The organism is Prosthecobacter sp. GW821-HT29F12, from assembly GCF_058803405.1.
In genome coordinates this window covers 734,582-748,762 of the sequence record NZ_CM179517.1, presented here as the reverse complement: position 1 = coordinate 748,762, position 14,181 = coordinate 734,582, and the positions used below count along the sequence as shown (strand labels likewise).

Genomic DNA, 14,181 nt, shown 5'->3' with positions numbered 1-14,181 from the left:
GGCTAGATGGATGGTGGCGGCCCTCCCGCGTCCTCTTTGGCTCCGCCCCGGCTGGCGGTGATCACGCGCGCACCGGCCTCCAGGCCCTCCAAGACCTCCGTCTCGCTGTTGTCCGTGATGCCCGTGGTGATGATCGCGGCGCGCAGCACGGGCTCTTTCTCCGTGCCTTCCAGCACGTACACCAGTTGCTGCCTGCGCTGGAGTTTGGCATCGGCGGAGCCCGTGACCTTGCTGCCTTCCGGCGGGGTGAAGCGCAGCGCGGTGTTTGGCACCTTCAGCACGCCGCTTCTCTCCGCGGTCATGATGGAAACGTCCGCCGTCATGCCGGGAAAAAGACGCTGCTCCGGATTCTCCACGTCGATGAGCGTTTCATAGGTCACCACATTCTCCTTCGTCGTGGGGGAGATGCGCACCTGCACCACCTCGCCGCTGAAGACATCATCCGGAAAGGCGTCCACGGTGAAATCCACCTTCTGCCCCATCTTCACGCGGCCGATGTCCGCCTCGGAGACCGTGGCGCTGATGCGCATTTTTTTAATGTCCTGCGCGATGGTGAAGAGCACCGGCGTGTTCATGGCCGCGACGACCGTCTGGCCTGCGTCCACCTTTCGTGAAACCACGATGCCGTCCACCGGCGCGGAGATGCGGCAGTAGCTCAGGTCCGTTTGAGCCTGGTCGAGCACCGCCTCCTTGATGGTCACGGTGGCATCCGCCTGCCCCAGCTCCGCCACGGCCTGCTCCACATCCAGCGCCATGACTCCGCGCAGGGGAAAGAGCTCCTTCTTGCGGGCCAGGTTCTGCTTCTTCCACATGGCGCTGGCCCTGGCACCGGCCAGCTCTCCTTCGGCGGCCTTCACCTTGGCGGCATAGATGGAGGTGTCCAGCTCTGCGATGAGGTCCCCGCGCTTCACGATGGAGTTGAAGTCCGCGTTGAGCTTCATGACACGGCCGGACACCTGGCAGCCCACGTCCACGCTCACCACCGCGCTGAGCGTGCCGCTGGCCATCACCACGGCGCGCAGGTCTCCTTTGGCGACGGTGGCGGTCTCATAGCGCAGCATGCCCGCCCCCGGTGGTTTGCATGCTGAAAGGGCAACGAGTGACAACAAGATGAAGATGCGTGTGTTCATTTCCAGCCGCCTCCGACGGCCTGATAAAGTTTGATGCGTGCGGCCACCGCGTCATAGCGTGAGCCGATGAGGTTCTGCTGCGCAGTGAAGAGATCCTGCTGCGCCGTCATCACATTCAGATAAGTCGCCACGCCGCGCTGATCCCGTGCGGAGGCCAGGTCATAGCGCCGCTGCTGGGCGGCGGTGAGCTCCTCCAGCGTGCTTATCTGCTCCCGCGCCGCACGCTGCGCCACCAGCGCATCCGCCACCTCCCGGAAGGCGCTCTGGATGGCCTTCTCGTAGTTTGCCACCTCGATGCGCGTGCGCACCTTCGTGGCATCGAGGTTGGCCTTGTTCCGGCCGCCTGCAAAAATGGGCAGGCTGATCTGCGGCGCAAAGCTCCACACCGCCGTGTTTGGGCCAAAGAGGCTCGTCAGCTCCGCGCTGGTGGTGCCATCGGAGGCGGTCAGCTTCACGGTCGGGAAGAAGGCCGCGCGCGCCGCACCGATGTCCGCATTCGCCGCACGCAGCGTGTGCTCCGCCGCGAGGATGTCCGGCCGGCCCAGCAGCAGCTCCGAAGGCAGCCCTGCGGAGACCGCCTTCACCGGTGCATCCGCCAGCGCCCTGCCCTGCGGCAGCCCGGCAGGCAGCGGCTGGCCGAGCATGAGCACCAGGCCGTTCTCCGCCTGCGCGCGCTGGCGCTGGTAGGAAATGATATTGGACTTCGCTGTGAGCACCTGCGTCTCGGACAGGCGCAGGTCCAGCTCCAGCAGGCCGCCCGCTTTGAAAATGCTCTCATTGAGGCGGTAGCTTTCCTCCACCACCGCCAGTGTCTTCTTCGTGTTTGTGATGAGCTCATCCAGCCGCCTCACCGTGTAGTATTGCGTGGCCAGCTCTGCGATGAGCGTCACCTGCGCGGCACGCTGCGTTTCGGTTTTGGCCAGGTAAGTCTCCAGCGCCTTCGCGCTCAGGCTGCGGATGCGGCCAAACAAGTCCAGCTCATACGAGGTGGTGCCCACCTTGGCGGACCACTGCTCCGTGGTCAGCCCGGCCAGGTGGCTCTGCGCCAGATCACTCGATGCAGACACGGTGGGCAGCAGCGGCGCGCGCTCGATGCGGTACTGCGCCCGCGCCTCCTCCACGCGCAGCATGGCCACGCGCAGATCGCGGTTGTTTGCCAGCGCGATGTCGATGAGCCGCACCAGCCGCGCGTCACCACCGAACACGCTGCGCCATGGCAGCTCGCTGCTTCCTGCCTCTGTGCCGCCACCGTGCGGAAAGCGCGCGCTCACCGGGGCTGCGGGGCGCTCCAGCTTCGGGATGAAGCTGCAGCCTGCCAGCAGCATCTGGCAGCCGAGCACGGCCAGCGCACAGCACCGCGTCTTGCGGAGAAATGGGGGCTGTTTCATGAACTTCATGGGTTCAATCATCACGCGATCCACATTTTCTGCGGCGGGATTCAGACCAGCGGATGAATCCGCATGACAAGCGGCATTCGGCGTGGATGAGCGGCAGCCGCCGCTCATGGGGCTTTTCCACCGTTCATCATTGCAGGAGGCCTCCCGGTCACTGTAGACTGGCATTTCACCCGGCGTGGCGCAGAGTGGCATGGAAATGAACGAGGCACTGCAGAGCACCGGCACCACACCGCCCTTCGCCGGGCGCGGCTATCGCCTCATGCAGACAGGCTTCTGGTCCTTGTTTGCGCTGATGGTCACCGTCACGCTCATCTCCGGACCACCCGCCATCGCCTTTGATGCTGACGCCCCGGCCACGGCGGAGGCGCTCAGGCGGGCCTTTGCCGCGCTGCAGCCTCTCATGTGGCTGCAAAACGTGGCCATGACTCTCTGCGGCATTCTGGCCACGCACCAGCTGCATCTTCTCTCCCTGCGGCACCGCTGGGATCTCTCCCCGCTGAAGCGTCTGGTGCCTGTGGTCATGCTCACCTGCGTGGCGTTTGCGGCCGTCATATCAGTCATCCTCAATGCCCTGCGCTGGTGCTTTGCCAGGATGGGGATTGGCGCGGAGGTCGCAGGCCGGGGGCTGCTCATTGAGCTGATCGCCACCGGTGCCGTGGCCCTCTTTCTCCTGGGCATGTGGGCCGCGCTTTATTATGCCTGCCAGGCTTTCACCCGGCTGCATCAGATTGAGGTGGCCTCCCTCCGCCATGCCGCCGCCATCAAGGAGGCGCGGCTGCAGACCATCGCCACACAGCTCAATCCGCACTTCCTTTTCAACTCTCTCAACACCCTCCGTGCGCTCATCGATGAAAACCCGGAGCAGGCGCGTGATGCCGTGACGCGGCTCTCGCTCGTGCTCCGCGCCTCGCTGACCTCCAGCGATCACAAGCTTATCCCCCTGCGCGATGAACTCATCGCCGTCGATGCCCTGCTGGGCCTCGAACTCGCGCGCTACGGCGACCGCCTGCAAGTGGAGCGACACGTCGGCACCGGCTGTGAAAAGGCGCTCGTTCCGCCGCTGCTGCTCGTCACTCTGGTGGAGAATGCCGTGAAGCACGGCGTGGCTGCCAAGCTGGGGCCGGGCCTTCTGAGCTATGAGGCCAGCCTGGACTCCGGGGCCCTGAAGCTGGTGGTGAAGAATTCCGGCGCCCTCGTGGAAAACTGGCAGGACAAAGGCGGCATCGGCCTCTCACACACGCGGGAGCGTCTGACCCTGCTCTTCGGCAGCGCCGCCACCATGACGATCAGCCCAACTGCCGGCGGAGTGGAGGCCTCCGTAATCCTCCCGCAATCGCAGCAATCATGAAAGCCCTCCTCATCGACGACGAACGCATGGCCCGCCGCGAAATGCGCCGGCTGCTGGAGGCACATCCCGAAATCGAGATCGTGGGAGAGGCAGACAGCGGCCACGCCGCGCTGAGCCTGCTGCCCGCGCTGAAGCCCGACGTCCTCTTTCTCGACATCCAGATGCCCGAGATGGACGGCTTTGAATTCGTCAATGCCATGAGCGCAGGCGGCCACAGCCCGCAGGTCGTTTTCTGCACCGCCTATGATGCGCATGCCCTGCGCGCCTTTGAGGTGAATGCCGTCGGCTATCTCCTCAAGCCCGTCGATCCCGCCCGCCTCGCCGCCGTCATTCAGAAGCTGCATGATCCCGCCCCTTCTGATGCCGATGCGCCGCAGGATGAGCCGCCTCTGCGCGAAACTGACCGCGTGCTGCTCAAAGGAGAACAGCGCACCTGGTTTGTACCCGTGCGCTCCATCTACCTGCTGCAGTCGGAGGGCAACCACACGCATGTCTTCTTTGAGGGCGGCAAAGTGTTGCTGCCCCGCTCGCTCGGCACTCTGGAGCAGCGCCTGAACATGCCCATTTTCTTCCGCGCCAACCGCGCCCAGCTCATCAACACCCGTGCCATCACCGACGTCACCGAATGGTTCAGCGGCGGCCTCCAGGCCACACTGGCCTCCGGGGACAAGGTGGAGATCTCCCGCAGGCAGGCCGCGCTGTTTCGAAAGCAGAAAGGTCTTTGATCATCCAGAGGCCGGTGATGCGCTCTCGTACACGCTGCGGCATATTGTGCTCAGTGGTCATGCGGTGCCGTCTTTGACAGGATGAACAGAATTCCAAGATTTCAGGATTAGAGCCAAATGCCTCGGCGCCACGGCCACCCTTCAGAATTAAATCCTGAAATTCTGGAATCTTGTTAATCCTGTCTAAACGGGCCACCAAGCCTCCCACCAACACTCGCATCACCCACCGCCCACTCTCCGCCGCTCGATCTTCGGTTTCATCAGCTCCCGCAAAATCATGTTCGGAAACCGCCGGCTCGGGGTGATGGCATAAAAGCTTTCCTTGATCTGCGGAAACTTGTGCCGCTCCACCAGTTCGCCGCTTTCGAGTTCGTCTTTGACCACCACGGGCGGCACCAGCGTCACGCCGTGCGTTTCACGTGCCATCAGTCGCAGCATGGCCATGTCATCCACTTCCGCCGCGATGATGGGCCGGATTCCCGTCTGATCCATCAGCACATCAAAGGCCGTGCGGATGCTGCTCTCCAGACTCGGCAGCACGATGGGCACCGTGCGCAGATCCTCGGGAAAACGAAAAGGCTTCATCCCGCGCTTCTTGTGCCCCACGAGACTGACCGCCTGCTCATCCAGCAGATGGCTGTGCCAGCCCGTCTCCGCATCGCGTCGCACCGGCGTGTTGGACAGCACCACATCCAGCGTGTGCGTCTGCAACTGCGCCAGCAGCTCGCGCAGACTCCCCGAGTGGATGATCAGCTCCACATCATCCCGTGGAATGAGCGGGCGCAAAAAGCTCAGCTGGAAATTCCGCGACAAGTTCGATGCCGCCCCCACGCGCAGCAGCCCACGACTCCGCCCCGCGCGATTCTTCAGCAGGTCCATCAGCTCCTCACCGCTGCGAAAGATGCCCTGCGCATACTCCAGCGCGATGCGCCCCGCCTCGGTCAAAACCAGCGACTTGTGCTTCCGCTCAAACAACGGCTGGCCCAGGCTTTCCTCCAGGCTGCGCAGCTGCACGCTGAGCGCTGACTGCGAGAGCTTCAAATGTTTCGCCGCCTGCGTGAGGCTGCCCTCCATGGCGATGGCGCGGAAGTAGCGGAGGTGGTGGTAGTTCAGAAAGGCCATGCTCTCACTTATAGCAAAGCGAACGATGAATGCCAATTCTTGAATTGGAACGAATCGTCTCTGTGACGGATGAAAGCAGCCTCATGGACCTACTCACCGCGATTCAATCCAACCTTCTCAGCCCCGCCATCCTCTTCTTCGTGCTCGGAGTCTTCGCGGCGGTTTCCAAAAGCGATCTCAAATTCCCCGAGGCCCTCTACTCCACGCTGACGATCTACCTGCTGACGGCCATCGGCTTCAAAGGCGGCGTCGCAGTGCATCAGGCGGGCATCGGCGTCGTGTGGCTGCCCGCGCTGGCCGCCATGCTTCTGGGGGCGCTGATCCCGCTGTGGACTTATCCTGTGCTGCGGAAGGCGGGGAAATTCAGCGTCGCAGACGCCGGAGCCATCGCCGCGCACTATGGCAGCGTGAGCGCGGTGACGTTCATCGCGGCGACGAATTTCCTCAAGAGCATCCACCAGCCCTATGAGAGCTATGCCTCCGCCTTCCTCGCCGTCATGGAGTCGCCCGCCATCATCGTGGGTGTCATGCTTGGCAAAGGGGCCCTCGGCGGAAAGCTTTCCCTGCGGGATTCAGGCCTGCGCCATGCGCTGCGGGACGCCGTGCTCGGCAAAGGCGTGCTGCTGCTGGTGGGCTCCCTCATCATCGGCGCGCTCAGCGGCCCTGCAGGCATGACCATGGTGGAGGGCTTCTTCGTCACCCCCTTCCAGGGAGTCCTGGCCCTCTTCCTTCTGGAGATGGGCATGGTGGCCGGGCGCAGGCTGGGAGACCTCAAAAAAGCGGGCCTCTTCCTCGTGATCTTTGGAATCAGCGCCCCGCTGCTGCACGGCACCGTGGGCGTGCTCCTCGGCCTCTGGGTCGGGCTGAGCATCGGCGGCTGCACCCTCCTCGGCGTGCTGGCGGCCAGCGCCTCCTACATCGCCGCACCGGCGGCGGTGCGCCTCTCGCTGCCGGAGGCAAATCCCACCTACTCGCTCACAGGAGCCCTCGCCATCACCTTCCCCTTCAACATCACCATTGGCGTGCCGCTCTTCTTCGAAATCGCCAAACGCCTGCATGCATAAAACCAGCTTCAACACACCACCAGCCATGAACCTTCATCCCATGAAACGCGTCACCATCATCTGCGAATCCATCCTTGAGGAACGGGTGCTCGAACTCCTGCAGGAGACCGGCGCCCGGGGCCACACCGCCTTTCCAGTGCGCGGCGGCGGCCACCAGGGCGAGCGGTACGCAGACATCACCGAAACCGCCAATGTGCAGATCGACGTGATCCTCAAGCCCGCGATCGCCGAAGCCCTGCTCCAGCGCCTGCAGACCGAGCTCTTCGCCGACTACGCCATGGTGGCCTATGAGAGCGATGTGCGCGTGCTGCGCCCGGACAAGTTCTAGCACCGCGCGCCCCCGCCCCGCCTCTTTTTTCCTTGAACCCTGCTCCGCTGAAACCAAACCGACACACAAAACCACATAACACCACATCCTAATACATGAATCCATCATTCTACAAACACACGATCTATCCGCTCGCCCTGCTGGGCGCCGCCGCGATCCTGGCCGCATGCATGCGCAATGAAGAACCGCCCGCCGACAGCCACGTGACCACGGCCGATGAGCAGGCGAGCCTCACGCCGGACGAGGTGCTCCGCCAGTTCAAGGAAGGAAATGCGAGGTTTCACAGCGGCCATCTGACACGCCGCAATTACAGCGAGCAGGTGCGGAAATCCGCGCCCGGCCAGTTTCCCAAGGCCATGGTGCTCAGCTGCGTGGACAGCCGGGTGCCGGTGGAGGATGTGTTTGACCAGGGCATCGGCGATGTCTTCGTGGGCCGCGTGGCGGGAAACTTCGTGAATGAAGACCTCCTTGGCAGCATGGAGTTTGCCTGCAAGGTGGCGGGGGCAAAGCTCCTCCTCGTCATGGGCCACCAGCACTGCGGCGCGGTCCGGGGCGCCATCGATGATGTCAAGCTGGGCCACCTGACCTCCCTGCTCCAAAACATCAAACCCGCCGTGGCCCGGAGCCAGCATTTCCCGGGTGAAAAGACCTCCGCCAATCCTCTCTTCATGAAGCGCGTGGCAGAAAACAACGTGCGGCTCACCCTCGCCAAAATCCGCGCTGAAAGCCCGATCTTGAAGGAAATGGAGGACAAGGGCCAGATCAAGATCGTCGGCGCCTTCTACCGCCTCACCGACGGCACGCTGGAGTTTGTCGAGTGATCTGGAAAAAAGCAGCGGCGGCGAGTTCCGCCCCGCTGCATCCCCCCCGATTGATTGCCTTCGGTAAAGCCGTCACTTGACAGCGGCGTGCCGCGTTGATTTTCCGCCCCTGAGAGAGGGCTGGTTTGACAACTTTGGACCGCCTTCTAGTCTCAGGCGATGAGTAATCCTGAAACCGGCAAGCCCGTTGACACTTCCAAGCCCCCCAGCCTCGACGAGAGTAAGGGCACGCGCCAGCCCTCCAGCACCAATTCCCCAGATCAAACATCCCATTCTGACCACGACCACGTCATCAGCCACGTCACCACCGCCGAGGAGCAGGCCAGCCTCACCCCGGATGAGGTGCTCCAGCAGTTCATCGACGGCAACAAGCGCTTCCGCTCCGGCAGGGTGACACGCCGCAATCACCGCGAGCAGGTGCGCAAATCCGCCGTCGGCCAGTATCCCAAGGCCGTCGTGCTCAGCTGCCTGGACAGCCGCGTCCCCGTGGAGGACGTTTTCGACCAGGGCATCGGCGATGTCTTCGTGGCCCGCGTCGCGGGAAATCTGGTGAATGAAGACATCCTCGGCAGCATGGAGTTCGCCTGCAAGGTCGCCGGGGCCAAGATGATCCTCGTCATGGGCCACCAGCACTGCGGCGCCATCAAGGGTGCCATCGACGACGTGCAGCTGGGCAATCTCACCACCCTCCTGGCCAAGATCAAACCCGCCGTGGCCCTGAGCAGCGACTTCACCGGCGAGCAAGTCTCCTCCAACCCCCTCTACATGCGCCACGTGGCCCGCAACAACGTCCGCCACGCCGTCTCCCAGATCCGCACCCTGAGCCCCATCCTCAAGGAGATGGAAGACAAGGGCGAGATTAAGATCGTCGGCGCCTTCTACCGCCTCACGGACGGGACGCTGGAGTTCGTTGAGTGATTTAACTGCACCTTGCAGCTGCAATCTGACCAGCATGCAGTCCAGAACCCGCAGCGTGCTTTAAAAGCATCAGCCCCTCACTCCACGCGCCAGCGTCCTGCATGCGGTGCCTCCCCTGATCAACGCAGAAGGAGGCAAGCCGCCGCTTTTTTCGAGATCTGATCTGAAGCTCAATCACTGGAGTCGGTCTCAAGACATTCTTTAATGCAAATATGTTGCAATTAAAGAATACACCATTATAACCTCTCTTGGGATGCCTGCTGACGCCCACAATCAGCCCGCTTGCAAAGCTGCTGACTGTCCACAAGCCGGCCCGGGGCATTCACGGCAAGGTTCAGGAGGCATGAACGCCTCCAACTTACGCCGAGCCTCTTTTCCCCCTGCTGTCGTCATGAACACCCCCAAACTCCCCGTCACTGTCATTTCCGGTTTTTTAGGCGCCGGAAAAACCACACTGCTCAATCACATCCTGTCCAACCGCGAGTCACGCAGGGTGGCTGTCATCGTCAATGACATGAGCGAGGTCAATGTGGATGCCCAGCTGGTCAAAGCGGGCCAAGCCCAGCTCTCCCGCACGGAGGAAAAGATGGTGGAGATGACCAATGGCTGCATCTGCTGCACACTGCGCGAGGACTTGTTGCAGGAAGTGTCAAAGCTCGCACTCGAGGGGCGCTTTGACCACCTTGTCATCGAGTCCACCGGTGTGTCCGAGCCCATGCCGGTGGCCGAAACATTCACCTTCACAGATCAGGACGGGCGCTCGCTCTCGGACATCGCCCAGCTGGACACCATGGTGACCGTGGTGGATGCGCGGAATTTCCTGAAAGACTATCACAGCACGCAGGAGCTGCAGGACCGCAATCTGGGCGTGGGAGAGCAGGACGGCCGCTCCATCGTGGATCTGCTGACGGACCAAGTGGAGTTTGCCAACGTCATCCTCCTCAACAAGACTGATGCCGTGTGCCCCGAAGAGCTGGACGAGGTGCGCGGCATCCTCAGGGCGCTGAACCCGCAGGCCCGGCTCCATGAGACCCTGCGCTCCCAGATTCCCCTCGGCGAGGTGCTCGGCACGGGGTTGTATGATCTCAGCACGGCGGAGCAGAATCAGGGCTGGCTGGAATCCCTCCAGGGTCACACTCCAGAGACTGAAGAGTATGGCATCAGCAGCTTTGTCTTCCGGTCCCGCGTGCCGCTGCATCCGCAGCGCTTTTCAGACTGGGCAAAGAGCCCGTGGCCCGGCGTGGTGCGTGCCAAAGGGATGTTCTGGCTGGCCACGCGCATGGAGCTGGCGGGCTTTGTCAGCCAGGCGGGCGTGATGCGCTCCACTCGTGCGATGGGCATTTTTTGGAGTGCTGTGCCGGAGGAAGAATGGCCGCAGGATGAGGAGTCGCTGGCGGAGATCCGCGCCAGCCTGCAGAAGCCCTATGGGGACCGCCGGAGCGAGATTGTGGTCATCGGCAGGAACATGGACCAAGGAGTCTTGGTGGCCAGGTTCCAGGCTTGCCAGCTCACCCCTGAAGAACTGGCTGGCGGACCTGAGGCCTGGGCACAACTGCCTGATCCTTTCCCCGCTTGGACTCCCACCGCCGAGGAGCATGCCCATGCCCACTGATCCCACAGTGCTGTGAGTGGGGTGCCCCCCATCACCAGCGTCCCACACCTCAAACCAGCCGATCCTTTATCATCAGCCCCCATTTCCTCAGGCCTCTGTCCTTGCCCTTCCACCCGATTACATTCACCACGTTTTTTTGCAGTCATACAGGTGAGTCCGCCTGTGTTACCAAGACGTATAAGACGCGACTTATCCTTAAATTTTGACACCGCCATCCACTCCCCCGCCCATCCTTTCCCCCACGACTCTGCTGCAGCTCTCCGCCATTCTCGGCAGTGAGATCTCACCCGAGCGTGCCCGTCTAGCCATCCATCAAGCCACGCAGGCGCAAAGCGATCCCCTCGCGCAGCTCAGCGCCGCCGCAGCAGGTGCAGGCATGCTGGTCTCCCCCGTGCGCCTGCCCCTCAGCGAGGCCGTGTGGCAGGCCCATGCCGACTCTCCCGTGGTGATCTGGAGCAGCGTGGAGAGCCGCTGGCTCGTCATCACCTACGCCGGCTGGTTCAGCCTTCGCCTCGCGGACGGGGAGCATCCCACGCATCGCATCACTGTCACGCGGCAGGCGCTCGCAAACCTCGTCGGGGTGGAAAGCGTGCACACCGTGGTGGAGGCCGGCATCGTCCACCTGGACCGCGCAGCGCAGGACATGAGCGCCGCACCGCAGCACGGCCACGCCGCGCATCATGACCACGCAGGCCTCAGCCCCGCGCGGCGCTTCATCGGCATGCTGCTGGCAGAGAAGCAGGAAGTCCGCACGCTGCTCATGTTCTCCGTCATCTCCGCGCTGCTCTACCTCGCCGTGCCCATGGCGGTGGATGCCATCGTGAGCAATCTCGCCTTCGGCGGCCAGGCACGCCCCTACCTCCAGGCCCTCGTCATCGTCTCCCTCGCCCTCTTTGGCTGCCTCGGTTTGCAGGCCGTCGTCACCGGCTTTCAGTTCTATGTGTCAGACATGATTCAGCGCCGCATCTTTGTGCGCGCCGCGTCAGACCTCGCCTACCGCCTGCCACGCGTGAAGGCGCAGGTGCATGATGAAGTGCACGCCCCGGAAATGGTGAACCGCTTCCTCGATGTGGTCACCGCGCAGAAGTCCACCGCCCTGCTGCTGCTCGATGGTGTGAACCTCGTCTTTGGCGGCCTCATCGGCATGCTGCTGCTCTCCGTTTACCATCCGCTGCTGCTCATCTTCGCCGCCGTCCTGCTGCTCCTCATCATCCTCAGCCTCTGGCTGCTCGGCCGCGGCGCGGTGGACACCAGCATCGAGGAATCACGCATGAAGTACGACCTCGTGAACTGGTTTGAAGAAGTCGCCCATTTCCCCTTCCTCTTCAAAGGCCCCGGCGGCAGCCGCATGGCCCATGAGCGCGCCAATGAACTCAGCACCGGCTACGTCATGGCGCGCGGCAGGCACTTCCGCGTGCTCATGCGCCAGGTCGCCGCGCTGCTCACGCTGCAGGTCGTCGCCTCCGCCGCCCTGCTCATCGTCGGCGGCTACCTCGTCATCAGCCAGCAGATCACCCTCGGCCAGCTCGTCGCCAGCGAGATCATCATGAGCGGCATCGTCGCCTCCCTCGCCAAGCTGGGCAAAAAACTCGAAGCCTGGTATGACGCCATGGCCGCCATGGACAAACTCGGCCACGTCTTCGATCTCGAAACCGAGCGCGAAGGCGGCGAAAAGCCCGCCACACACGGCCTCGGTGCCGAGGTCATCGCCAGCCAGCTCTCCTTTGCCCACATCCCCACCCTGCCGCTCTTCAGCGGGCGCAGCTTCACCATTCCCGCAGGCAGCAGCGCCGCCATCGTGGGCCCGCATGGCGCCGGCGCCAGCTCCCTGCTGGACATCCTCTTCGGCCTCCGCCAGCCCTCCGCCGGTTTCGTCACCATTGATGGCGTGGACCTCCGCAGCTGGGACCTCGAAGCCCTGCGCGAAAGCACCCAGCTCCTCCGCCGGGACGAGATCATGGACGCCACCGTCGTGGAAAATCTCCGCCTCGGCCGCAGCGACATCGGCATGGATGAAATCCGCGCCGCACTGAAACAAGTCGGCCTGCTTGATGAACTCCTCGCACGCCCTGAAGGCCTGAATCTCCACCTCAAGATCGGCGGCGCACCCCTCTCAGGAAATCAGCGCATGCGCCTCCTCCTCGCCCGCGCCCTCGCGCAGCGCCCGCGCCTGCTGCTCATTGATGAACTGCTCGACAACATGGACGACGCCTCCTTCGCCCAGCTCTCCGATGCCATCCTCGGCAAATCCCAGCCCTGGACCGTCATCGTCACCACGCGTGATTCCCAGGTCAGCAGCCGCTGCGATCACCTCATCGAGCTCGCCCCCTGCCGCCTGAGCGATGGCACCACCCCGAAATCTTCCGCCGCCTGATTGCCATGACGACGACTCACCCATCCCCCTCCCTCGCTTCCTCCGCGCCGCCGCTGCCCGCGCTCAGCCTCGCCAGCCCGGCACGCTTCACGCGCGTCTTCAGCCGCCTGCTGCTCATCAGCTTCGCCGTGCTCGCCATCGCGCTGCTGTTTCTGCCGTGGCGACAGTTCGTCGCCGGCACCGGCCGCGTCATCGCCTTCAATCCGCTGGACCGCCGCGTGAATGTGGAGGCCCAGGTCTCCGGCCGCGTGCGCAATCTCCACATCACCGAAGGCCAGCGCGTCAAAAAAGGCGAGCTCATCATCGAGATCCAGGACAACGACCCCAACCTCATCAACAACCTCCGCGCCCAGCGCGAAGCCATCGAAAGCCGCCGCGACTTTGCCCAGGGCCGCGTCGAATCCCTCACCGCGCAGATCACCCAGCAGGAGCTGGCCAAGGCCCAGGCCATCGATGGCGCGCACCAGCGCGTCGCCGGTGCGAAGATCGCCGCAGAAACCGCGCAGCTCAATCACAAGCGCACGCAGGAGCTCTTCAGCAAGCAGCTTGAATCCCAGCGCAGCATGGAGCTTGCCACCCTCCAGCGCGATGCCACCGCCGCCGATCTCAAGTCCGCCGAAGCCGCCCTCAAGCGCACCGGCAATGACATGGATGCCCTCATCGCCTCCATCCACGCCTCCAAAGGCAGCGCCCTCGGCGAAGTCGCCACCGCAGAGCGCGACCTCTCCGTCATCGACGTGCAGATCAATCAGAACCTCCGCCAGATTGTCGAGGCCCCGCGCGATGGCGTCGTCCTCCAGGTCGCCGTCACAGACGGCACCTACCTCCGGCCCGGCTCCCTCATCTGCGTCATCATTCCCGAAAGCGACAGCCGCAACGTGGAAATCTGGGTGGACGGCAACGACATGCCGCTCATCCACGCACGGAAAGAAGTGGACGGCGTCGTCACCCCCGGCAGCCCCGTGCGCCTCGCCTTTGAGGGCTGGCCCGCCGTGCAGGCCATCGGCTGGCCGCAGCTCGCCATCGGCACCTTTGGTGGCGAAGTCGTCTTTGTGGATGCCAGCGATGACGGCCAGGGCCGCTTCCGCGTTCTCATCGGCCCCGCCGATGACGTGGTGGACCGTGGCGATGGCAAAGGCCCCGTCACCGTCGGCTGGCCGGACCGCGAGCGCTGGCTGCGGCAGGGCACCCGCGCCAATGCCTGGTTCCTCCTCGATGAAGTGCCGCTCTGGTTTGAGCTCTGGCGCCAGATCAACGGCTTCCCCGCCGTGAACTCCAACGCCGACGGCAAGCTCGACCCCACCAAGAAGTGATATTTCCTACCACACTGAACCCGACCAAG

General features: G+C 63.6%; 12 protein-coding genes. 9 read left to right on the top strand and 3 right to left on the bottom strand.

Annotated elements, in window-relative coordinates:
- Positions 1-2: 2 nt before the first annotated feature.
- Both AC3RLQ_RS02985 and AC3RLQ_RS02980 read right to left on the bottom strand, forming a co-directional pair.
- On the bottom strand, positions 3-1,130 hold the full coding sequence (locus AC3RLQ_RS02985; RefSeq protein WP_493034198.1) for an efflux RND transporter periplasmic adaptor subunit: 1,128 nt from the start codon (positions 1,128-1,130) through the stop codon (positions 3-5).
- Positions 1,127-2,692 (bottom strand): efflux transporter outer membrane subunit, encoded by a 1,566-nt coding sequence (locus AC3RLQ_RS02980; protein ID WP_493034197.1) that lies wholly within the window; start codon positions 2,690-2,692, stop codon positions 1,127-1,129. Before AC3RLQ_RS02980 ends, AC3RLQ_RS02985 begins: the two co-directional genes overlap by 4 nt.
- A gap of 31 nt (positions 2,693-2,723) precedes the next feature.
- Between AC3RLQ_RS02980 and AC3RLQ_RS02975 the strand changes: the two genes are divergently transcribed.
- Both AC3RLQ_RS02975 and AC3RLQ_RS02970 read left to right on the top strand, forming a co-directional pair.
- Entirely contained in the window at positions 2,724-3,875 is a 1,152-nt protein-coding gene (locus AC3RLQ_RS02975) for a sensor histidine kinase (RefSeq protein WP_493034196.1), read from the top strand.
- Positions 3,872-4,600: a LytR/AlgR family response regulator transcription factor gene (locus tag AC3RLQ_RS02970; RefSeq protein ID WP_493034195.1), complete on the top strand. Its 729-nt coding sequence runs from the start codon at positions 3,872-3,874 to the stop codon at positions 4,598-4,600. Before AC3RLQ_RS02975 ends, AC3RLQ_RS02970 begins: the two co-directional genes overlap by 4 nt.
- 219 nt (positions 4,601-4,819) lie before the next feature.
- Here AC3RLQ_RS02970 and AC3RLQ_RS02965 read toward each other — a convergent pair whose 3' ends face one another.
- Positions 4,820-5,722, bottom strand: coding sequence for a LysR family transcriptional regulator (locus AC3RLQ_RS02965; RefSeq protein WP_493034194.1), 903 nt, complete (start codon positions 5,720-5,722; stop codon positions 4,820-4,822).
- Positions 5,723-5,805: 83 nt separating this feature from the next.
- Here AC3RLQ_RS02965 and AC3RLQ_RS02960 point away from each other — a divergent pair, with 83 nt between their 5' ends.
- The 7 genes from AC3RLQ_RS02960 to AC3RLQ_RS02930 all read left to right on the top strand — a co-directional run bounded on the left by AC3RLQ_RS02960 (position 5,806) and on the right by AC3RLQ_RS02930 (position 14,152).
- The gene (locus AC3RLQ_RS02960) at positions 5,806-6,786 is read left to right on the top strand and encodes a sodium-dependent bicarbonate transport family permease (protein ID WP_493034193.1); all 981 of its coding nucleotides are present in this window, start codon (positions 5,806-5,808) and stop codon (positions 6,784-6,786) included.
- Between the two features lie 25 nt (positions 6,787-6,811).
- Positions 6,812-7,114, top strand: coding sequence for a P-II family nitrogen regulator (locus tag AC3RLQ_RS02955; protein WP_493034190.1), 303 nt, complete (start codon positions 6,812-6,814; stop codon positions 7,112-7,114).
- A gap of 95 nt (positions 7,115-7,209) precedes the next feature.
- Positions 7,210-7,935 carry a carbonic anhydrase family protein gene (locus AC3RLQ_RS02950; RefSeq protein ID WP_493034188.1) on the top strand — a complete coding sequence of 242 codons (726 nt, stop codon included), beginning with the start codon at positions 7,210-7,212 and terminating at the stop codon, positions 7,933-7,935.
- A gap of 159 nt (positions 7,936-8,094) precedes the next feature.
- Positions 8,095-8,853: a carbonic anhydrase family protein gene (locus AC3RLQ_RS02945; RefSeq protein ID WP_493034187.1), complete on the top strand. Its 759-nt coding sequence runs from the start codon at positions 8,095-8,097 to the stop codon at positions 8,851-8,853.
- 391 nt (positions 8,854-9,244) lie between these two features.
- Positions 9,245-10,465 (top strand): GTP-binding protein, encoded by a 1,221-nt coding sequence (locus AC3RLQ_RS02940; RefSeq protein WP_493034185.1) that lies wholly within the window; start codon positions 9,245-9,247, stop codon positions 10,463-10,465.
- 202 nt (positions 10,466-10,667) lie between these two features.
- The gene (locus AC3RLQ_RS02935) at positions 10,668-12,839 is read left to right on the top strand and encodes a peptidase domain-containing ABC transporter (protein ID WP_493034183.1); all 2,172 of its coding nucleotides are present in this window, start codon (positions 10,668-10,670) and stop codon (positions 12,837-12,839) included.
- A gap of 5 nt (positions 12,840-12,844) precedes the next feature.
- A complete protein-coding gene (locus AC3RLQ_RS02930; protein ID WP_493034182.1) occupies positions 12,845-14,152 on the top strand; it encodes an HlyD family secretion protein in 1,308 nt (435 codons plus the stop codon).
- The last annotated feature ends 29 nt before the right edge of the window (positions 14,153-14,181 follow it).

What these genes read in the sequence shown, in the direction of transcription:
- AC3RLQ_RS02955 (WP_493034190.1), top strand. Translation starts at nt 6,812, where the DNA reads ATGAACCTTCATCCCATGAAACGCGTCACCATCATCTGCGAATCCATC.
- AC3RLQ_RS02950 (WP_493034188.1), top strand. Translation starts at nt 7,210, where the DNA reads ATGAATCCATCATTCTACAAACACACGATCTATCCGCTCGCCCTGCTG.
- AC3RLQ_RS02980 (WP_493034197.1), bottom strand. Translation starts at nt 2,692, where the DNA reads ATGCCAGTCTACAGTGACCGGGAGGCCTCCTGCAATGATGAACGGTGG.
- AC3RLQ_RS02985 (WP_493034198.1), bottom strand. Translation starts at nt 1,130, where the DNA reads ATGAACACACGCATCTTCATCTTGTTGTCACTCGTTGCCCTTTCAGCA.
- AC3RLQ_RS02930 (WP_493034182.1), top strand. Translation starts at nt 12,845, where the DNA reads ATGACGACGACTCACCCATCCCCCTCCCTCGCTTCCTCCGCGCCGCCG.
- AC3RLQ_RS02975 (WP_493034196.1), top strand. Translation starts at nt 2,724, where the DNA reads ATGAACGAGGCACTGCAGAGCACCGGCACCACACCGCCCTTCGCCGGG.
- AC3RLQ_RS02960 (WP_493034193.1), top strand. Translation starts at nt 5,806, where the DNA reads ATGGACCTACTCACCGCGATTCAATCCAACCTTCTCAGCCCCGCCATC.
- AC3RLQ_RS02945 (WP_493034187.1), top strand. Translation starts at nt 8,095, where the DNA reads ATGAGTAATCCTGAAACCGGCAAGCCCGTTGACACTTCCAAGCCCCCC.
- AC3RLQ_RS02970 (WP_493034195.1), top strand. Translation starts at nt 3,872, where the DNA reads ATGAAAGCCCTCCTCATCGACGACGAACGCATGGCCCGCCGCGAAATG.
- AC3RLQ_RS02940 (WP_493034185.1), top strand. Translation starts at nt 9,245, where the DNA reads ATGAACACCCCCAAACTCCCCGTCACTGTCATTTCCGGTTTTTTAGGC.
- AC3RLQ_RS02965 (WP_493034194.1), bottom strand. Translation starts at nt 5,722, where the DNA reads ATGGCCTTTCTGAACTACCACCACCTCCGCTACTTCCGCGCCATCGCC.